Origin of the sequence: Pseudomonas akapageensis (genome assembly GCF_011355085.1) — a bacterium.
GTDB lineage: Bacteria > Pseudomonadota > Gammaproteobacteria > Pseudomonadales > Pseudomonadaceae > Aquipseudomonas > Aquipseudomonas akapageensis.
Genome location: NZ_VXCP01000001.1, coordinates 339,899 through 359,704, shown reverse-complemented (window position 1 = coordinate 359,704; position 19,806 = coordinate 339,899). Strand labels below are relative to the sequence as shown.

Genomic DNA, 19,806 nt, shown 5'->3' with positions numbered 1-19,806 from the left:
CGGTCTCGCTAAATTCAGGCTTTTTAGTTCAGGGGCTCAGTGGCTTTGGCCGTGCCAGGGCACCAGCTTTCTTTGCAGGGCGCGCAGGCTCATTTCCAGGGCAAAGGCGATCAGGGCGATCACCAGGATGCCGAGTACCACCACGTCGGTGACCAGAAACTGGGCGGCCGACTGCACCATGAAACCCAGGCCGCTGGTGGCGGCAATCAGTTCTGCAGCCACCAGGGTCGACCAGCCGACACCCAGGCCGATACGCACCCCGGTGAGGATCTCGGGCAGCGCGCTGGGCAGGATCACGTGGCGAATCAACTGGGCGCGCGTGGCCCCCAGGGATTGCGCGGCACGCAGCTTGGCCGGGTCGACCGTGCGCACGCCGGTTGCCGTGGCGATGGCAATGGGGGCGAAGATCGCCAGGTAAATCAGCAGCACTTTCGACAGCTCACCGATACCGCACCAGATCACGATCAAGGGCAGGTAAGCCAGCGGCGGAATCGGCCGGTAGAACTCGATCAGCGGGTCGAGAATGCCGCGGGCGATGCGGTTGTGGCCAATGGCGATGCCCACCGGAATGGCCGTGAGAATCGCAGCGCCCAGGGCCAGGCCGATGCGCCCAAGGCTCGCACTCAGGTGCTGCCAGAGGGTCGATTCCATGTAGCCCTGGGTTGCCAGCAACCAGCCTTTTTCCAGAACAGCAGCAGGGGCCGGCAAAAACAGAGGCTCGATCCAGCCGCCAGCGGTAACTGCCCACCAGATCGACAGCAGGGTGACCAGTGTCAGCGTGCTGATCCAGCGGGTGCTCAAGCGGCGTCCCGGGACAGGTGCAGGAATGGATGCGGCAGGGTCTTTCAATGCTGCCGGAATCTGGAGGCTGCTCATGCGGGCTCCTGCCGCGGCGCGGCGCTGCGTTGCGAGAAAACCTGCGCCAGGATGTACTCGCGGGTTTCGATGAAAAGGGGATCGGACTTGATCGACCGCGCCGACTCGCCCGTGGCATAGCGCTGTCCGAAATCCAGTTGCAGGCGTTCGACGATCTGCCCGGGGTTGGGCGCCAGCAGCACCAGATCGGTAGCCAGGAACACCGCCTCCTCAATGTCATGGGTGATCAGAAACACAGGCTTTTCAGTACGCCGCCAGACCTGCAGCAACAGTTCCTGCATCTGCTCGCGAGTGAAGGCGTCGAGGGCACCGAAGGGCTCGTCCATCAGCAACAGACGTGGGTCTGCCGCCAGGGCACGGGCCAGGCCAACACGCTGCTTCTGCCCGCCGGACAACTGCCAGATCCGCCGGTTGCCGAAGCCCGCCAGGTCGACCAGCGCGAGCATCTCCTGCGCTCGTTGTTCCCGTTGCTGGCGCGGTACACCGGCCAACTCCAGGCCAAAGGCAACGTTGGCCAGCACATCCTGCCAAGGCAGCAGGGCGTCATCCTGGAACACCACCCCACGCTCGGCGCCCGGCCCGCTGATGGGGACGCCATCCAGGGTGATGCGTCCGGCGCTGGGTGAAACGAACCCGGCGATCAGGTTCAGCAAAGAAGTCTTGCCGCTGCCCGAAGGGCCGAGGGCCACCAGCAATTGCCGGGGCCCCAGGGTCAGAGAAATATCCGCAAGCACAGGCGTGGTTGCGCCGGGGTACTGTGCGCTGATGCGCTCCAGCTGTAACAGGGCCATGGCCGCGACTCTCGATGATCAGTTGGTGATGAAGGTGGCGTTGACGTAAGGCGAGTAGTCCGCCAGCACGCTGTCGACCTTGCCTTGTTCCTTGAGGAAGGCGGCGGTCTTGGTGATCGCCTGGGTCGTCGGGTTACCCAGTTCCGTCACCTGGTCCTTGGCCAACGGGTAGACGTTGCCTTGCAGCAGCACGGGAATGTCGCCGGCCTTGGCGCCGGAGAGTTTCACCAGCTTGTCGACGTTGCTCTTGTCGGCGAGCCAGGCCTGCGGGTCCTTGCGGTAGTCGGCGTAGGCATCGAGGGTGACCTTGGCGAAGGCCTTGACGATTTCCGGGTGCTTGGCGGCGAAGTCCTTGCGCACGATCCAGGCGTCGAAGGTCGGTGAGCCGGTCTTGGCCAGATCGCCGGAGGTGATCAGCACCTTGCCGTTTTCCTTGGCAACGCCCAGGGCAGGGTCCCAAACGTAGGTGGCATCGATGTCACCGCGTTTCCAGGCGGCGGTGATCGCCGGTGGTGCCAGGTTGACGATGGTGACTTTCGCAGGGTCGATGTTCCACTGCTTGAGCGCGGCCAGCAGGCTGTAGTGGCCGGTGGAGACGAACGGCACGGCGATTTTCTTGCCGATCAGGTCCAGGGGCGAATTGATCCCCGAACCGTTGCGCGCCACCAGCGCTTCGGCGGCGCCGATCTGGGTGGCGATCAGGAAGGTTTCCACTGGCAACTGGCGGGTCGCAGCTGCGGTAAGAGGACTGGAGCCCACGTAGCCGATCTGCACATCGCCCGAGGCGACGGCCGTGATGACTTCCGCGCCGCCATCGAACTTGCGCCAGTCGATGCTGGCCTTGCTGGCTTTTTCATAGGCGCCATCGGCCTGGGCGACTTTCGCCGGGTCCACGGTGGTCTGGTAGGCGACCGTCAGGTCGGCTGCATGGGTAAAGAAACTCGCACCCGCCAGGGACAATGCTGCCAACAGGCGGAGAGGGGTATGCAGGGTCATGGGATAGCTCCTGGTCAGGCGTTTGGAATGGACTGACTAGAAGCCTAGATGATCTAAAAAACATAAAATAAATAACTTTTTTGCATTAGCTTAGGAGCTAACGACTTTTGAGGGATTGGCCCTCAGCGAATGAAACCTGTCTAAACGGTCTAAAAACCGGTGCGTCGAAGCCAGTCTATTATTCATAAAACCGTCATGAATCTGTGATGTAGTGCTGCACACAAGTAGTTACATATTCTAAAAAAGAATTAAAAACTAACAAATAATTCTTTTTGGGATTAACCAAATCTTAATAACCTGTGTCCAGTCAACGAGCGTGTTAGACCATAGTCTCGAAATGACCAGTTACGATTGACTGGTCAGTCGCGCTTTGGTGCTAATCGCTCATCAGCGGTCAGGGGGCAGCAGATCCCCGGCCTATGAACACAAGAATTAGAAAACCAGAGGAGCAGAACATGTACAAATCCAGCTTGGCGCTTGCCGTGGCCGTGGGGGTGTTGGCCCAGCAAGCCGGTGCTGCCGGTTTCATCGAGGACAGCAAGGCCGCGATCAGTTCCCGCACCATGTACTTCAACAACGACAATCGTGAAGGCGGGGCGGACCAGCGCGAATCGGCCCAAGGCTTCAAGCTCGATTACGCCTCCGGTTTCACCCCGGGCACCATCGGTATCGGTGTCGACGCCCAGGCGCTCTGGGGTATTCACCTCGATGGCGGCAAAGGCCACCATCCAGCCAACAACACCTTCTTCCCAAGCGACAGCGATGGCTCGGCAGTGGATGAATGGAGCCGCGTCGGCGCCAACGTCAAGGCGCGCATCTCCAAGACCGAAGGCCACCTGGGCCGCGCCCTGGCGCCGAACCTGCCCATCCTGGTCTCGAACGACAGTCGCCTGCTGCCGCAGACCTTCGAGGGTGGCATCGTCACCTCCAAGGAAATCGACAACGTGACCTTCACCGCCGGTCAGCTGGAGCACGCCTACGGCCGTGCATCGAGCAACGGTACCGGGCTGTCGGTCTCGGGTGCCTTCCGTGACAGCAACCAGTTCCGTTTTGGCGGTGCCGACTGGAAAGTCACCAAGGACCTGATGCTGCAGTACTACTACTCGAACCTGGAAAACTTCTACACGCAAAACTACCTGGGCCTGGTGCATGTCTACCCGATTGGCAACGACCAGTCGTTCAAGACTGACTTGCGCTACTTCGACAGCCGCTCCGACGGCAAGAACGGCCAGACCGGTTTTGCCTTCGACAACAACGGAGGTTTTGCCCAGACCCCCGGCGAGGTCGACAACAAGACCTGGAGCGCCATGTTCACCTACACCCTGGGTGGCCATGCGTTCATGTTGGGTCGCCAGCAAGTCAGCGACGACGGCGGTTTCGTCTGGTTGAACCAGGGCAGTGTGCGGGACAGCAATGGCAACCTCGAAGGCAACGGCGGCTCGAGCTTCTACCTGTTCACCGACTCTATGGTCAACCAGTTCGCCCGTGCCGGCGAGAACACCAACTTCGGTCAGTACTCCTATGACTTCGCCCGTCTCGGAGTACCCGGCTTGAAGGCCTCGGTCGCTTACCTGAACGGTCAGGACATCAGGAACAAGAGTGGCAGCGGCGATTACTCCGAGTGGGAGCGTGACCTGCGTGTCGACTACGTCTTCCAGGAAGGCGTGCTCAAGGGCTTTGGCGCCACTGTGCGTCAAGGTACCTACCGTGGCGGTGGCGAAAGCATTGCCAACCAGGACCAGACCCGCGTGATCTTCAACTACACCTACAGCTTCCTGTAAGTCAGAAGGGCCTCGCATAGGTGCGGGGCCTTTTTTCGTGCATATTTTTATATTTCTTTTTGGTCTAAATAAATCAATATTTATTCTTTTTAATTCAATAAAGATCCCGGCACAGTGGTCCCCAACAGACCATTGAAAAGGAGCCGCACCATGAGCCTCAGACTCGGCGACATCGCCCCCGACTTCGAACAGGAATCCAGCGCCGGCACGATCCGCTTGCACGAATGGCTCGGCGGCAGCTGGGGTGTCCTGTTCTCGCACCCTGCCGACTTCACGCCGGTGTGCACCACGGAACTGGGCTTCACGGCAAAGCTTGCGGACGAATTCGCCAGGCGCGGGGTCAAGGCCATTGCCCTGTCGGTCGACCCGGTGGACTCGCACCACAAATGGATCGAAGACATCAACGAAACCCAGAGCACGCTGGTCAACTTTCCGATTCTGGCCGATGCCGATCGCAAGGTCTCCGACCTCTACGACCTGATCCACCCCAACGCCAACGACACCCTGACGGTGCGCTCCCTGTTCGTGATCGACCCGAACAAGAAGATCCGCCTGACCATCACCTACCCGGCGAGCACCGGGCGCAACTTCCACGAAATTTTGCGGGTCATCGACTCGCTGCAACTGACCGACAGCCACAAGGTGGCGACGCCGGCCAACTGGCAGGATGGGGATGATGTCGTGATCGTGCCTTCGCTCAAGGACGAGGCGGAGATTGCGCAGCGGTTTCCCAAGGGGTATCGGGCGGTGAAGCCTTATTTGCGATTGACGCCGCAGCCGAATCGTTGATGTTTCCAGATTTAGACATAGCAGGGTTTGGGGCCGTTTTTACGGCCCCTTTTTTTTCTCGTTCCCACGCTCTGCGTGGGAATGCATCCAGCGACGCTCCGCGTCGCGGCTGTGACGCTGGAGCGTCAGGCACTGCATTCCCACGCGGAGCGTGGGAACGAGGAGTCGGCTTAGACCTGCATTCCATCCAGCACCGCATCCACCCACGCCTTCGCCATCTCGGCACTATGCAGGCTCGACCAAAGCAAACCATCGTGCTCCAGGCTACTGCCCGGCTGAAAACAAGCACTGGTGCTATCGCAAACCCCGCGCAACAACAACGAGGCATGCACCAGCGCATCTTCAGCGGCAATGCCATTGCGTACAGCGAACAAAGGGGCGTGGCCGGCATCGCAGGTGCCGAATGGGGTGGTGGTGGTTTTGCCGAGGGTGAAAGGTGGGTCGGGGGTGATTTTTTTCATTTGTGGTGCTCTCGTATCCGACTAAGGAGACGGCCGTCTGAACTTCTCACAGCTCAGGGTGGCAGCCGTACGTGGGGTGAGAAACCGAGGGATACGAAACCCGGCCAGACCGAAATCTGCCCACGTATGGCTGCCATAAAACTGGTATCGATATCCTAATCGGGTTCTCACACCCGTCGCTGGTTTCCAGCGACAGAGCAAAGTTATTCCCCCGACCTGGACCGAACAATCAGCCAGAAGCGACAGCGCACGCAGGATAGTTCCTAGGACCTTTCACTAAAAGATCAGCACTGGTAACGGCATATTTTTATATTCATTAAAGGCATAATCAAATGAATAAATATGATTTTAAGACATATACAACAGCTGTTAATGTCTCCCCATTCCCAGCGAGATACCCACCTCGCACCACCCGTTGACCCTGACAAGGAAACGTTTGAATGCTGGTCGTATCTATCGGTGGCAGCCCCAGTCTTCGCTCGCGCTCCGGTGTGTTGCTGGAGCGTTGCAAGCACTGGCTGCAAGGGCAGGGCGTAGAAGTCGTGAATTTTCAGGTGCGTGATTTTGTCGCCGAAGATTTGCTGCATGCACGCTTCGACAGCCCACAGGTTTTGAATTTTCTGGAACTGGTTGAGCAGGCCGACGGCCTGGTGGTGGCGACGCCGGTGTACAAGGCGTCGTTCTCCGGCGCGCTGAAGACCTTGCTGGATCTGCTGCCCGAACGGGCACTGAGCCACAAGGTTGTATTGCCGATCGCCACGGGCGGCAGCATCGCCCATATGTTGTCTATCGACTACGCGCTCAAGCCTGTACTGGCAGCGCTCAAGGCGCAGGAAACGCTGCAGGGGATCTTTGCTGACGACAGCCAGATCGCCTACGGCGAGGGCTCTGCCAAGGCGCAGTTGTCGCCGGCATTGCAGGAACGTTTGAATGAGGCGCTGGAGCTGTTTCACAGCGCCTTGGCCAGGAGGCCGAAACCGTTGGACCCGCGACTGTTGAATGAACGCCTGCTCAGTTCCCGCTGGAGCATCTGAGCCGCTGTAACCCCCATGTAGATCTACTCGCCTTACTCGCCCGCCAACGGGCAAGCAGGTGCAGCCTGAACCCAACCGCAAAAGGAGAGCGCTATGCGCACTGTCATTTTGCGTCGTGGTCTGGTCGCTCTGTTTGCTGCGGCTGTGTCCTTCGGCGCCATTACTCAAGCTCAAGCCGAAACCCTGCGTATCGGTTATCAGAAATACGGCACCCTGGTGCTGCTCAAGGCCAAGGGCTCGCTGGAAAAGCGCCTGGCTGACCAGGGCATTCAAGTGCAATGGACCGAGTTCCCCGGTGGTCCGCAGCTGCTAGAAGGGTTGAACGTCGGCTCAATCGACTTTGGCGTGACCGGCGAAACGCCACCGGTGTTTGCCCAGGCCGCCGGTGCCGATCTGCTTTACGTCGCCTACGAACCGCCAGCGCCAAACAGCGAAGCGATCCTGGTGCCCAAGGACTCGCCGATCAAATCGGTGAAAGACCTCAAGGGCAAGAAAGTCGCGCTCAACAAAGGCTCCAACGTGCACTACCTGCTGGTGCGCGCCCTGGAAGACGCCGGCCTGAAATACAGCGACATCCAGACCGTGTTCCTGCCGCCGGCCGATGCCCGCGCCGCATTCGAGCGGGGTAGCGTGGATGCCTGGGTCATCTGGGATCCGTACCAGGCCGCCGCTGAACAGCAATTGCAGGCGCGCACCCTGCGCGACGGCAAGGGCATCGTCGACAACCATCAGTTCTACCTGGCCACCAAGCCCTATGCCCAACAGCACCCGCAAGTGATTGCGACACTGGTCGAGCAAGTGCGCGCCGTTGGCGAGTGGTCCAAGGCCAATCCGCAGGAAGTGACCGACCAGGTATCACCGCTGCTGGGCCTGCCGGCCGACATCACGCTCACCGCCGTCAAACGCCAGAGTTTCGGTGCCGCCTTCCTCTCGCCTGAAATCGTCAGCGCGCAGCAGAAAATCGCCGACACCTTCTACCAGCTCAAGCTGATTCCCAAGCCCTTGAGCATCAAGGATGTGATCTGGACGCCGCCGGCCAAAGTCGCCACCGCCCCGTAACGATTTTTCCGGGCCGGGGCACCGCTCCGGCCCTGACACACTTAGGAGACAACTCCATGAGCCTCAATATTTTCTGGTTCCTGCCAACCCACGGTGACGGCCACTACCTTGGCACCGCCGAAGGTGCTCGCGCGGTCGACCATGGTTACTTGCAACAAATCGCCCAGGCTGCCGATCGCCTCGGCTTTGGCGGGGTGCTGATCCCCACGGGTCGCTCCTGCGAAGACTCCTGGCTGGTGGCAGCCTCGCTGATCCCGGTCACCCAGCGCCTGAAGTTTCTCGTGGCCCTGCGCCCGGGGATCATTTCGCCAACGGTGGCGGCGCGTCAGGCGGCGACCCTTGATCGTCTGTCCGGTGGCCGTGCGTTGTTCAACCTGGTCACCGGTGGTGACCCGGAAGAGCTGTCGGGCGATGGCTTGTTCCTCAGCCACGAAGAACGCTATCAGGCCTCCGTTGAGTTCACGCGCATCTGGCGCCGTGTACTGGAAGGCGAGACGGTGGATTACGACGGCCAGCACATCACTGTGAAGGGCGCCAAGCTGCTTTACCCACCTGTACAGCAACCACGCCCGCCGCTGTATTTCGGCGGTTCTTCCGAGGCAGCCCAGGACCTGGCGGCTGAGCAGGTCGAGTTGTACCTGACCTGGGGCGAACCACCGGAGGCTGTGGCGCAGAAGATCGAAGAGGTTCGCGCCAAGGCGGCCAAACAGGGACGTACCGTACGCTTCGGCATTCGCCTGCATGTGATCGTGCGCGAAACCAACGCTGAAGCCTGGCAGGCCGCCGAACGACTGATCTCGCACCTGGACGATGACACCATTGCCCGGGCCCAGGCCTCGCTGGCGCGCTTCGATTCGGTCGGCCAGCAGCGCATGGCGGCCCTGCATGGCGGCAACCGCGACAACCTGGAAGTCAGCCCGAACCTGTGGGCGGGCGTCGGCCTGGTGCGTGGCGGTGCCGGTACTGCACTGGTCGGCGACGGCCCGACAGTGGCGGCGCGGGTCAAGGAATATGCGGACCTGGGCATCGATACCTTCATCTTCTCCGGCTATCCGCACCTGGAAGAATCGTATCGCGTCGCCGAGTTGCTGTTCCCGCACCTGGATGTCCAGCGCCCGGAACAGCCTCAAGGCGCCAACTACGTCAGCCCGTTCGGCGAGATGGTCGCCAACGACATCCTGCCCAAAGCCAACAAGCAGCGCTGAGGGCACGAGCATGAGCCGCACATCGGACACATTCATCTTCAAGCTGTCGCCCTGGTTGCTGCCGGCGCTGTTGCTGGCGGTCTGGCAACTGGCAGTCAGCACTGGCTGGCTGTCGACGCGGATTCTGCCGGCGCCCAGTGCGGTGGTCGAAGCCGGTGTCGCCCTGGTGCGCAGTGGCGAGATCTGGACGCACCTGGCGATCAGCGGCTGGCGTGCGGGTATCGGCTTCTTGATCGGCGGCGGTCTTGGCCTGAGTCTGGGCTTTATCACCGGTCTGTCGAAGTGGGGCGAGCGCCTGCTAGACAGCTCGGTGCAGATGATCCGCAACGTGCCGCACCTGGCGCTGATCCCCTTGGTGATTCTGTGGTTCGGTATCGATGAGTCGGCGAAGATTTTCCTGGTGGCACTTGGCACCTTGTTCCCGATCTATTTGAACACCTACCACGGTATTCGCAACGTCGATCCGGCTTTGGTGGAGATGGCACGCAGCTACGGCTTGTCCGGTTTCAGCCTGTTCCGTCAGGTGATTCTGCCCGGCGCCTTGCCTTCGATCCTGGTCGGCGTGCGTTTCGCCCTGGGCTTCATGTGGTTGACCCTGATCGTCGCCGAGACCATTTCCGCCAGCTCCGGCATTGGCTACCTGGCGATGAATGCCCGGGAGTTCCTGCAGACCGATGTGGTGGTGTTGGCGATCCTGATGTACGCGGTGCTCGGCAAGCTGGCTGACCTCGCTGCACGCGGTCTTGAACGTGTCTGGTTGTGCTGGCATCCGGCCTATCAAGTGGCCAAGGGAGGTGCCGCATGACCATCCTTCATGAACAACCGCCACGGCTGCTACGCGGGATTCCGCTGGCTGTGCACAAGCTGCGCAAGGCCTTCGGCGAGCGCCAGGTGTTGCGCGATGTCGATCTGCATATTCCGGCCGGTCAGTTCGTTGCCATCGTCGGGCGCAGCGGCTGCGGCAAGAGCACCTTGCTGCGCCTGCTCGCCGGTCTCGACCAGCCCACGGACGGGCAATTGCTGGCTGGCTCCGCGCCCTTGAGTGAAGCGCGCGAAGACACCCGGCTGATGTTCCAGGAAGCCCGTTTGCTGCCCTGGAAAAAGGTCATCGATAACGTCGGCCTCGGCCTGACGGGCAACTGGCGGCCGCAGGCGCTTGAGGCGTTGGAAGCGGTCGGCCTGGCCGAACGTGCCAATGAGTGGCCGGCGGCATTGTCGGGCGGGCAGAAGCAGCGTGTGGCCCTGGCCCGTGCCTTGATCCACAAGCCGCGCCTGTTGTTGCTCGACGAGCCGCTGGGCGCTCTGGATGCGTTGACCCGCATCGAAATGCAGCAACTGATCGAACGGCTCTGGCAGCAACACGGTTTCACGGTGTTGCTGGTTACCCACGATGTCAGTGAAGCGGTGGCCGTCGCCGATCGGGTGATCCTGATCGAAGAAGGTCAGGTCGGCCTCGATCTGCAGGTCGACTTGCCACGGCCGCGGGCACGCGGTTCACACCGCCTGGCGGCGCTGGAAACCCAAGTACTCAACCGAGTGTTGTCGGTCCCGGGCACTACGCCCGAACCAGAACCCGTTGCACCCCTGCCTACGCAATTGCGCTGGGCTCTTTGATCTCTACGTGATTTATCTCTACCCACAGGAAGGAAGCAAAAACATGACTATCAAAGCGATCAACGTACGTAACCAGTTCAAAGGCACCGTGAAGGAAATCCTCGAAGGTCCGGTCCTTTCGGAAATCGACGTGCAGACGGCCTCGGGCATCGTCACGTCGGTCATCACCACGCGCTCGGTCAAGGAGCTGGAACTGGCCGTCGGCAGTGAAGTGATTGCCTTCGTGAAATCGACGGAGGTGTCGATCGCCAAACTGTAAGGCCGATGAGATGTGCATAACCCCGGACTAGCCCTGCTTTTCCGGGGTTAAGTCTTTTGGAAAACCGTCAGCGGCAGGCCACCCACCATTGATCCAGGGTGACGTAAAACCATTGGGCTACTTGCGCAAACGCCTGCTCGTCAGGCTCGCCGCGCGGTAACGGCGACTCGTCGGCGAAATGGGCGTTGAGTTCTGTGACCGAGGCCTGGTTCCATTCCGGATGAAATTGCAGCCCGAAGCGCCTGGGGCCTGCCGAATACATTTGGTGCTGGCACTGCGCGCTGCTGGCAAGCAGTTGGGCTCCAGGCGGCAGGTCGAACGTGTCTTCATGCCATTGCAGGACCTTTAGCGTTTTGCCGTCGCTGAACGTCACGGGTGTCCAGCCGGTTTCCGGACGCTCCATTCTGCTGACATTGCCACCCAGGCTCAGTGACAACAGTTGGGAGCCCAGGCAGATAGCGAAGACCCCTGCGCCCTCGTTCACACAGGCCTGCAGCCATTGCCGCTCGCTTTCCAGCCACTCGGGCCCGGCTTTTGACTCATAGGGCCCGCCCAAAAGAATGACGGGTGCATTGTCTGTGGGTGGCAGTTGCCCCAGATCGGCACGGAAAACCTGCAAGGGCAGACCGCGCGCCTGGGCCCATTGGGCGATGACGCCGGGGCCTTCGGCGGGGTGATGCTGCACCACGGTGACGATGGGTTGCGCTGTCATGGGCGGATTACCTGAATGGTGGGGGCATCGCGTTTGGGCAGGAAGGGCGGCAGGTACAGGCCCAGGTAGGCATCGAACACTCTCATGCCTTCCTCGGCCATGCGCGGGGTGATCTGGTCGTGCAGTTGCACCGAGCGTGCGTAGACCCGGTCGCCCAACTCCATGGCCAGGGCGAAGACGTCGACATCCGTGGGCAGGGCCGGCAACTGGAAATGGTGATCGAACAGCTTGTGCATCAGGTCGCCCAGCTCGATGTCGTGCTGGCGGTCGGCCTGGGTGACTTCGCTCAGGCCGTGCTGGGCAAGGATCAACTGGCGGGCGGCGGCATCCTGGTTGTAGATCAGCAGCATGCGCTGCTCGACCAGCCGCGACAGGTCGCGCCACTGGGTCAGGCCGGCGTGATCGATCGGCGCCAGCAGGCAAGCACGAAACGCGCTGTGGACATCGGCGGTCAGCGCTTCGAGCAGTGCCGGTACGTTGGCGAAGAAGTGATACACCGAAGACGGTGGAATCTGCGCGCGTTCGGCCACGCTGTAGATCGACAGGCTGGCCACCCCTTCGCTGGCCAGCAGAAAGCGCGCGGCATCGAGTATCGAGTCGATCCGGGCCTGGCTGCGGGCACGTGGTTTGCGGGGCGTGGCTAGGCGCGTCATGGTGATCTCCGGTGCGGGGTTGGGGGCATTGTATCCGAGCCCGGTTCCTCGTTCCCACGCTCTGCGTGGGGATGCGGTGCCAGACGCTTCGCGTCGGCTTGTACGTGCGCGACGCAGAGCGTCGTAGGATGCATTCCCACGCGGAGCGTGGGAACGAGAATAAAAAAGCCGCCGGCTTTGTGGCCGACGGCTGTTTTCTTTACTGCACCCGCTTAAACGGTATGCAGGTACCAGTTGTACTCGAGGTCCGAGATGGAGTGCTCGAACTCCTCCAACTCACTCTCTTTACAGGCCACGAAGATATCGATGTATTTCGGATCGATGTACTTGGCCATGACTTCGCTGTCGTCCAGCTCGCGCAGGGCATCGCGCAGGTTGTTCGGCAGGCTTTGCTCGTTCTGCTCGTAGCTGTTGCCTTCGACTGGCGCACCTGGCTCGACCTTGTTGACCAGGCCGTGGTGCACGCCTGCCAGGACCGAAGCCATCAGCAGGTACGGGTTGGCGTCGGCGCCGGCGACGCGATGCTCGATGCGCACCGAGTCCGCGGAACCCGTGGGCACGCGAATCGCCACGGTACGGTTGTCCAGGCCCCAACTTGGTGAGTTAGGCACGTAGAACTGGGCGCCGAAGCGACGGTACGAGTTGACGTTCGGGCAGAGGAAGGCCATCTGCGCCGGTAGGGTCTCGAGCACACCGCCGATCGCGTGACGCAGCGCGGCGTTCTGCTCGGGATCCTCGCTGGCAAAAATGTTTTTGCCTTCTTTGTCGAGTACCGAAATATGGACGTGCAGACCATTGCCTGCCTGGCCCGGGTAAGGCTTGGCCATGAAGGTGGTGTCCATCTCATGGTCGTAGGCGATGTTCTTGATCAGACGCTTGAGCAGTACCGCGTAGTCGCAGGCCTTGATCGGGTCGGCAACGTGATGCAGGTTCACCTCGAATTGCGCCGGGGCACTTTCCTTGACGATGGCGTCGGCCGGGATGCCTTGTTCTTTCGCACCTTCGAGGATGTCTTGCAGGCAATCGACGTACTCGTCCAGGTCGTCGATCAGGTAAACCTGGGTCGAATGTGGGCGTTTGCCGGAGATTGGCGAGCGAGGTGGTTGAGGCCGGCCGTTCACGTTCTCCTGGTCGATCAGGTAGAACTCCAGTTCGAACGCGGCGCAGATGGTCAGGCCCAGTTCGTCGAATTTGGTTACAACCTGGCGCAGCACTTCGCGCGGGTCGGCGAAGAACGGATCGCCTTCCAGTTCGTGCATGGTCATCAACAGTTGCGCGGTAGGACGCTTCTGCCATGGCTCGTTGCACAGGGTATCGGGGATTGGATAGCAGATTCGGTCAGCATCACCGATGTCCAGGCCAAGACCGGTGCTTTCCACCGTCGAGCCGTTGATATCCAGGGCAAAAAGGGAGGCCGGCAGGTTGATGCCTTTCTCGTAAACCTTATGGAGGCTGGTGCGTTCAATGCGCTTGCCACGCACCACACCATTCATATCTGCAATCAGAAGGTCAACGTACAGAACCTCAGGATGTTCCTTAAGGAATGCGTTCGCTTCGTTAAGCTGAACGGCACGCGGGGGTACCGACATGATGCAACACCTTTGTTGTTAAAAATTTCAATCAATGAGCTCTTACTGATTCAGTCAATCCGAAAGCCGGACTGAAGTCAAGGAAGCCCTGTTTTGCCCTAAAAAAGCGCTAAAAAGCTATTTTTGTCGCACTTTAGGGCGCTCAAAACACGTTTGCCGTCTCGGCAGATACAGGCTTGAGCGGACCGTGTTCTATTTTTTACAGGGGTGTTGTGTAAAAAAATGAACAAGGCTAAGCTCGATTGCAACCCATAACAGCAATAAAGCCGGGGGTTCCATGTCTCGCCTGCCGATTATCGGCATGACCGTCTGCACCAGGCAGATCGGTTTGCATGTGTTCCACATCAGTGGCGACAAGTCTCTGCGCGCCCAACCTCTTCACTATAGTGGCCCTTCAAGCGAAGCGGATACAGTTCATGATCCTGAACGCGACCGTACTACTTTACCGCTGATTCGTGCGGCTGTGGCGGCTGGCGTGCCTGTGCTCCGCAGTTGCCGGGGATTTGAGGAAATGAATGGCGCCTTCGGCGGTACTTTGCACCAGCAAGCCCCATATCTTGCTATTTTTCAGGCATTCGGCGATGCCTGCCGAGAACGGGCAACACAACACGACGCGGATGCGTCAAAAAGCGCCTGAATCTTCCAGAGATTCAGGTAATTACCTCCTGAGGTATTTATGAGTACCAACCTCGACCAGCTCACCGATTGGTTGAAAGCGCACAAGATCACCGAAGTCGAATGCATGATCGGCGACCTCACCGGGATCACTCGCGGCAAGATTTCCCCGACCAACAAGTTCATCGCCGAAAAGGGCATGCGCTTGCCTGAAAGTGTCTTGCTGCAGACGGTCACCGGCGATTACGTCGAAGACGACATTTATTACGAATTGCTGGACCCGGCCGACATCGACATGTTCTGTCGTCCCGACGAGAAAGCGGTGTTTCTCGTACCTTGGGCCATCGAGCCGACCGCGCAGGTGATCCACGACACGTATGACAAGCAGGGCAACCCGATCGAGTTGTCGCCGCGCAACGTGCTCAAGAAAGTCTTGAAACTCTATGCCGACAAGGGCTGGCAGCCGATCGTGGCGCCGGAGATGGAGTTTTACCTGACCAAACGCTGCGAAGACCCGGACTTCCCGCTGCAGCCGCCGATTGGCCGCTCCGGGCGCCCGGAAACCGGGCGTCAGTCCTTCTCTATCGAAGCGGCCAACGAATTCGATCCGCTGTTCGAAGATGTCTATGACTGGTGCGAACTGCAGAACCTGGACCTGGACACCCTGATTCACGAAGACGGCACGGCGCAGATGGAGATCAACTTCCGTCACGGCGATGCGCTGTCGCTGGCCGACCAGATCCTGGTGTTCAAGCGGACCATGCGCGAAGCGGCGCTCAAGCACAACGTCGCCGCCACCTTCATGGCCAAGCCCATGACCGGCGAGCCGGGCAGTGCCATGCACTTGCACCAGAGCATCGTCGACATTCATACCGGCAAGAACATCTTCTCCAACGAAGACGGCACCATGAGCGAACTGTTCCTGCACCACGTCGGTGGCCTGCAGAAGTTCATCCCCGAGTTGCTGCCGCTGTTCGCGCCGAACGTCAACTCGTTCCGCCGCTTCCTGCCCGATACGTCGGCACCGGTCAACGTGGAATGGGGCGAAGAGAACCGTACCGTGGGCTTGCGAGTACCGGATGCCGGGCCGCAAAACCGCCGGGTCGAGAACCGTCTGCCAGGCGCTGACGCCAACCCTTACCTGGCAATCGCTGCGAGCCTGCTGTGCGGATACATCGGCATGGTTGAAGGCATCAACCCGAGCGCGCCGGTCAAGGGTCGCGGTTATGAGCGACGCAATCTTCGTCTGCCGTTGACCATCGAAGATGCCCTGGAACGCATGGAACGATGCCATGCCCTGGAAAAGTACCTGGGTAAAAAATTCATCATCGGCTACGTCGCGGTCAAGCGCGCCGAGCATGAGAACTTCAAGCGCGTAATCAGCTCCTGGGAACGTGAATTCCTGCTGTTCGCGGTCTGATCAACACAGGGGCCGCAGCGGTTGCACGGCCCCTGGAATCCGGAGAAGCGTATGAGCGTCAAGAACCCGCAAACTCTCGAGTGGCAAGCCCTGAGCAGTGAGCATCACCTGGCCCCGTTCAGCGACTATAAACAGCTGAAGGAAAAAGGCCCGCGGATCATCACCAAGGCCGCGGGTGTTCACCTGTGGGACAGTGAAGGCAACAAGATCCTGGACGGCATGGCCGGCCTGTGGTGCGTAGCCGTCGGTTATGGCCGTGACGAACTGGTGCAGGCTGCCAGCAAGCAGATGAAAGAGCTGCCGTTCTACAACACCTTCTTCATGACCGCGCACCCACCGGTGCTGGAACTGTCCAAGGTGGTTGCCGATGTGGCGCCTGCCGGCATGACCCACGTGTTCTTCACCGGCTCCGGCTCCGAAGGCAACGACACCGTGCTGCGCATGGTTCGTCACTACTGGAAGCTCAAGGGCAAACCAGAGAAGAAAGTCATCATCGGCCGTATCAATGGCTACCATGGCTCCACCGTGGCTGGCGCAAGCCTGGGCGGCATGTCCGGGATGCATGAACAGGGCGACCTGCCGATTCCCGGCATCGTGCATATCCCGCAGCCTTACTGGTACGGCGAAGGCGGCGACATGACCCCGGACGCGTTTGGCGTGTGGGCGGCCGAGCAACTGGAGAAGAAGATTCTCGAGGTCGGCGTCGACAACGTCGCAGCCTTCATTGCCGAGCCGATCCAGGGCGCCGGCGGCGTGATCATTCCTCCGGATACCTACTGGCCGAAGATCAAGGAAATCCTCGCCAGGTACGACATCCTGTTCGTGGCCGACGAGGTCATCTGTGGCTTCGGTCGCACCGGTGAGTGGTTCGGTAGCGACTACTATGATTTGAAGCCGGACTTGATGACCATCGCCAAGGGCCTGACGTCAGGCTACATCCCGATGGGAGGTGTGATCGTGCGTGACGAAGTGGTCAAGGTGCTCAACGAAGGTGGCGACTTCAACCACGGTTTCACCTATTCCGGCCACCCGGTGGCGGCTGCGGTCGGCCTGGAAAACATCCGCATCCTGCGTGATGAGAAAATTATCGAACGCGTCAAAGCCGACACGGCACCTTATTTGCAGAAACGCCTGCGTGAACTGAACGACCATCCATTGGTGGGTGAGGTTCGCGGGCTGGGGTTGCTGGGGGCAATCGAGCTGGTCAAGAACAAGGCGACTCGCGAACGTTATACAGACAAGGGTGTTGGCATGATCTGCCGGACCTTCTGTTTCGACAATGGACTGATCATGCGCGCCGTGGGCGACACCATGATCATTGCACCTTCGCTGGTGATCACTCATGAAGAGATCGACGAGCTTGTTACCAAAGCTCGCAAATGCCTGGACCTGACCTTGGAAGCATTGAACGGCTAAGTGCTAGTCTCAGCGCAGAAAAGCGTCATGTAATAAGGGCGACCTTCACTTGAAAGGGCGCCCTGTAACTTGCCAGACTGTGGACTGTTCCGGTCGCCCGGCTCTTGGATGACAGAGAAGCGGCTTCTGAACAGGTAAAAAAATAACTGGAGCATTTCGCATGAAGAAATTGGGCAAGACTCTCCTCGCAATGTCGCTGTTGGGGGCAATGGCCGGTGCTGTTCAGGCTGACGATAAAGTCCTGCACGTTTACAACTGGTCGGACTACATTGCGCCGGACACTGTGAAGAAGTTCGAGGAAGAGTCGGGCATCAAGGTCGTCTATGACGTCTTTGACAGTAACGAAACCCTGGAAGCCAAGTTGCTGGCAGGCAAGTCCGGCTACGACGTGGTCGTGCCGTCCAACAACTTCCTGGCCAAGCAGATCAAGGCCGGCGTTTACCAGAAGCTGGACAAGTCCAAGCTGCCTAACTGGAAAAACCTGAACCCTGACCTGCTCAAGGCCGTATCGGTGAGCGACCCGGGCAACGAGCATGCCTTCCCGTACATGTGGGGTTCGATCGGTATTGGCTACAACGCCGAGAAGGTCAAGGCGGCGCTGGGTGCCGACGCACCAACCGATTCCTGGGATCTGATCTTCAAGCCGGAAAATGCTGAAAAGCTGAAAGCTTGCGGCATCAGCCTCCTCGACTCGCCAACCGAGATGATTCCGGCGGCGTTGCACTACCTGGGCTTGCCAACCGACAGCCAGAAGAAAGAAGACATCGACAAGGCTGAAGCGCTGATCATGAAGGTCCGTCCTTCGATCGCATACTTCCACTCGTCCAAGTACATTTCCGACCTGGCCAACGGCAACATCTGCGTCGCCGTCGGTTACTCGGGTGACGTCTACCAGGCCAAGTCCCGTGCCTCGGAAGCCGGCGACAAGGTAAAAGTCAGCTACAACATTCCCAAGGAAGGTGCAGGCAGCTTCTACGACATGGTCGCCATCCCCAAGGATGCCGAGAACGTCGAAGGCGCCTACAAGTGGATGAACTTCCTGATGAAGCCGGAAATCATGGCCGAGATCACCAACACCGTGCGTTTCCCGAACGGCAACGCGGCGGCAACGCCGTTGGTGGACAAGGACATCACCAGCGACCCGGGCGTTTACCCGCCAGCGGACGTGCTGGCCAAGCTGTATGCGATCGCCGACTTGCCGGCCGCTACACAGCGGATCATGACCCGCAGCTGGACCAAGATCAAATCGGGTAAGTAATTGAAATACCTGTTGTCGCGGCCTGATAGCCGCGGCAACAGACATTAAATGACAGAAAGTTTTGCCGGATGGGTTTATCGAAGGTAAGTTGCGCGCCGGTTTGTTGTCCGGCAGGTTTCTGCCGTCTGACACGGGCACTATTGAGAGGACCTCCCATTTGTTTAATTCTTTGTTTCGCAAGGCCATGCTGGCTGGCGCGGGTCTTACGCTGGTAGCCAGTGTGCAGGCCGCACAGACCGTGCATATTTATAACTGGTCCGACTATATCGGCGAGAGCACCCTCGCGGACTTCCAGAAAGCCACGGGCATCAAGCCGGTGTATGACGTTTTCGATTCCAACGAAACTCTGGAAGGCAAGTTGCTCGCAGGCCATACCGGCTATGACGTGGTGGTGCCGTCCAACCATTTCCTCGGCAAGCAGATCAAGGCGGGGGCGTTCCAGAAGCTCGACAAGTCGCTGCTGCCCAATTGGAAGAACCTCGACCCTGCGCTGCTCGCGCGTCTGGAAAAGAACGACCCGGGCAATCAGTACGCCGTGCCTTACCTGTGGGGCACCAACGGCATCGGCTACAACGCCGAGAAGGTCAAGGCCGTGCTGGGCGTCGACAAGATCGACTCCTGGGCCATGCTCTTCGAGCCCGAGAACATCAAGAAGCTTTCCAAGTGTGGGGTCGCGTTCCTCGACTCCGGCGATGAGATGCTCCCGGCGGTGTTGAATTACATAGGCCTTTCGCCCAACAGCACCAATGAAGCGGACTACAAGAAAGCTGAAGACAAGTTGCTGGCCGTGCGGCCTTACGTGACCTACTTCAACTCTTCCAAATACATCTCGGACCTGGCCAATGGCGAGATCTGCGTGGCTGCCGGTTTCTCCGGCGATGTATTCCAGGCCAAGGCCCGTGCCGCCGAAGCCGGCAAGGGTGTGAACATCACGTATGTGATCCCCAAGGAGGGCGGCAACCTCTGGTTCGACATGCTGGCGATTCCGCGTGACGCTGCCAATGTCAAAGAAGCCCATGCGTTTATCAACTATCTGCTCGAGCCTGAGGTGATCGCCCAGGTCAGCGATTACGTCGGCTATGCCAACCCCAATCCAGCGGCTGGCGCGCTGATGGATCAGAAAGTACGGACCGATGAAGCGGTGTACCCACCGCAAGCGGTGCTGGACAAAACTTATGTCAACTCTGAATTGCCACCCAAAATTCAACGATTGATGACCCGCATCTGGACCAAGGTCAAGTCGGGCAAATAAATATCCACGGTCCGACCCTGGCGGGC

The 19,806-nt window shown here is 59.7% G+C and carries 20 protein-coding genes; 13 read left to right on the top strand and 7 right to left on the bottom strand.

The features are described from left to right. Positions 1-36: 36 nt before the first annotated feature. The 3 genes from tauC to tauA are packed head-to-tail and all read right to left on the bottom strand — an operon-like array spanning position 37 to position 2,663. A complete protein-coding gene (gene tauC / locus F2S13_RS01550; RefSeq protein WP_166358324.1) occupies positions 37-876 on the bottom strand; it encodes a taurine ABC transporter permease TauC in 840 nt (279 codons plus the stop codon). Further along, the gene (gene tauB, locus F2S13_RS01545; protein ID WP_166358322.1) at positions 873-1,667 is read right to left on the bottom strand and encodes a taurine ABC transporter ATP-binding subunit; all 795 of its coding nucleotides are present in this window, start codon (positions 1,665-1,667) and stop codon (positions 873-875) included. The genes tauC and tauB overlap by 4 nt, the downstream gene beginning before the upstream one ends. Positions 1,668-1,685: 18 nt before the next feature. Further along, positions 1,686-2,663, bottom strand: coding sequence for a taurine ABC transporter substrate-binding protein (gene tauA, locus F2S13_RS01540; RefSeq protein ID WP_166358320.1), 978 nt, complete (start codon positions 2,661-2,663; stop codon positions 1,686-1,688). A gap of 455 nt (positions 2,664-3,118) precedes the next feature. On the opposite strand from tauA, the gene F2S13_RS01535 reads away from it, so the two are divergent. Both F2S13_RS01535 and F2S13_RS01530 read left to right on the top strand, forming a co-directional pair. Next, the gene (locus tag F2S13_RS01535; RefSeq protein WP_166358318.1) at positions 3,119-4,444 is read left to right on the top strand and encodes an OprD family porin; all 1,326 of its coding nucleotides are present in this window, start codon (positions 3,119-3,121) and stop codon (positions 4,442-4,444) included. Positions 4,445-4,594: 150 nt separating this feature from the next. Continuing rightward, a complete protein-coding gene (locus tag F2S13_RS01530) occupies positions 4,595-5,233 on the top strand; it encodes a peroxiredoxin (protein WP_166358316.1) in 639 nt (212 codons plus the stop codon). Between the two features lie 170 nt (positions 5,234-5,403). Here F2S13_RS01530 and F2S13_RS01525 read toward each other — a convergent pair whose 3' ends face one another. After that, positions 5,404-5,694: a DUF3077 domain-containing protein gene (locus tag F2S13_RS01525; protein ID WP_166358314.1), complete on the bottom strand. Its 291-nt coding sequence runs from the start codon at positions 5,692-5,694 to the stop codon at positions 5,404-5,406. Positions 5,695-6,134: 440 nt separating this feature from the next. Here F2S13_RS01525 and ssuE point away from each other — a divergent pair, with 440 nt between their 5' ends. The 6 genes from ssuE to F2S13_RS01495 all read left to right on the top strand — a co-directional run bounded on the left by ssuE (position 6,135) and on the right by F2S13_RS01495 (position 10,865). Beyond that, on the top strand, positions 6,135-6,728 hold the full coding sequence (ssuE, locus tag F2S13_RS01520; protein ID WP_166358312.1) for an NADPH-dependent FMN reductase: 594 nt from the start codon (positions 6,135-6,137) through the stop codon (positions 6,726-6,728). 93 nt (positions 6,729-6,821) lie between these two features. Beyond that, positions 6,822-7,787 carry a sulfonate ABC transporter substrate-binding protein gene (locus tag F2S13_RS01515; protein WP_166358310.1) on the top strand — a complete coding sequence of 322 codons (966 nt, stop codon included), beginning with the start codon at positions 6,822-6,824 and terminating at the stop codon, positions 7,785-7,787. A 56-nt stretch (positions 7,788-7,843) separates the two neighbouring features. Continuing rightward, positions 7,844-8,992, top strand: a complete 1,149-nt coding sequence (gene ssuD, locus F2S13_RS01510) for an FMNH2-dependent alkanesulfonate monooxygenase (RefSeq protein ID WP_166358308.1) — start codon at positions 7,844-7,846, stop codon at positions 8,990-8,992. 10 nt (positions 8,993-9,002) lie between these two features. Next, positions 9,003-9,797, top strand: a complete 795-nt coding sequence (ssuC, locus tag F2S13_RS01505) for an aliphatic sulfonate ABC transporter permease SsuC (RefSeq protein WP_166358306.1) — start codon at positions 9,003-9,005, stop codon at positions 9,795-9,797. Continuing rightward, positions 9,794-10,606, top strand: a complete 813-nt coding sequence (gene ssuB, locus F2S13_RS01500) for an aliphatic sulfonates ABC transporter ATP-binding protein (RefSeq protein ID WP_166358304.1) — start codon at positions 9,794-9,796, stop codon at positions 10,604-10,606. Before ssuC ends, ssuB begins: the two co-directional genes overlap by 4 nt. A 43-nt stretch (positions 10,607-10,649) precedes the next feature. Next, complete coding sequence (locus F2S13_RS01495) at positions 10,650-10,865, top strand: TOBE domain-containing protein (RefSeq protein ID WP_166358302.1); 216 nt, start codon at positions 10,650-10,652, stop codon at positions 10,863-10,865. Positions 10,866-10,932: 67 nt separating this feature from the next. Here the strand turns inward: F2S13_RS01495 and F2S13_RS01490 are convergent, their stop codons facing one another. The 3 genes from F2S13_RS01490 to F2S13_RS01480 all read right to left on the bottom strand — a co-directional run bounded on the left by F2S13_RS01490 (position 10,933) and on the right by F2S13_RS01480 (position 13,819). Then, positions 10,933-11,577, bottom strand: coding sequence for a type 1 glutamine amidotransferase (locus F2S13_RS01490; protein ID WP_166358300.1), 645 nt, complete (start codon positions 11,575-11,577; stop codon positions 10,933-10,935). Further along, entirely contained in the window at positions 11,574-12,230 is a 657-nt protein-coding gene (locus tag F2S13_RS01485) for a TetR/AcrR family transcriptional regulator (protein WP_166358298.1), read from the bottom strand. The genes F2S13_RS01490 and F2S13_RS01485 overlap by 4 nt, the downstream gene beginning before the upstream one ends. Positions 12,231-12,442: 212 nt before the next feature. After that, positions 12,443-13,819, bottom strand: coding sequence for a glutamine synthetase family protein (locus F2S13_RS01480; RefSeq protein ID WP_166358296.1), 1,377 nt, complete (start codon positions 13,817-13,819; stop codon positions 12,443-12,445). Positions 13,820-14,096: 277 nt separating this feature from the next. Between F2S13_RS01480 and F2S13_RS01475 the strand changes: the two genes are divergently transcribed. The 5 genes from F2S13_RS01475 (at position 14,097) to F2S13_RS01455 (ending at position 19,780) form a co-directional block, all read left to right on the top strand. After that, the gene (locus F2S13_RS01475; RefSeq protein WP_166358294.1) at positions 14,097-14,456 is read left to right on the top strand and encodes a gamma-glutamyl-gamma-aminobutyrate hydrolase family protein; all 360 of its coding nucleotides are present in this window, start codon (positions 14,097-14,099) and stop codon (positions 14,454-14,456) included. 39 nt (positions 14,457-14,495) lie between these two features. Next, the gene (locus F2S13_RS01470) at positions 14,496-15,854 is read left to right on the top strand and encodes a glutamine synthetase family protein (protein WP_166358292.1); all 1,359 of its coding nucleotides are present in this window, start codon (positions 14,496-14,498) and stop codon (positions 15,852-15,854) included. 51 nt (positions 15,855-15,905) lie between these two features. Then, on the top strand, positions 15,906-17,270 hold the full coding sequence (locus F2S13_RS01465; RefSeq protein ID WP_166358290.1) for an aspartate aminotransferase family protein: 1,365 nt from the start codon (positions 15,906-15,908) through the stop codon (positions 17,268-17,270). 160 nt (positions 17,271-17,430) lie between these two features. Further along, on the top strand, positions 17,431-18,528 hold the full coding sequence (locus F2S13_RS01460) for a polyamine ABC transporter substrate-binding protein (protein ID WP_166358288.1): 1,098 nt from the start codon (positions 17,431-17,433) through the stop codon (positions 18,526-18,528). Positions 18,529-18,712: 184 nt separating this feature from the next. Continuing rightward, positions 18,713-19,780, top strand: coding sequence for a polyamine ABC transporter substrate-binding protein (locus F2S13_RS01455; RefSeq protein ID WP_246237692.1), 1,068 nt, complete (start codon positions 18,713-18,715; stop codon positions 19,778-19,780). The last annotated feature ends 26 nt before the right edge of the window (positions 19,781-19,806 follow it).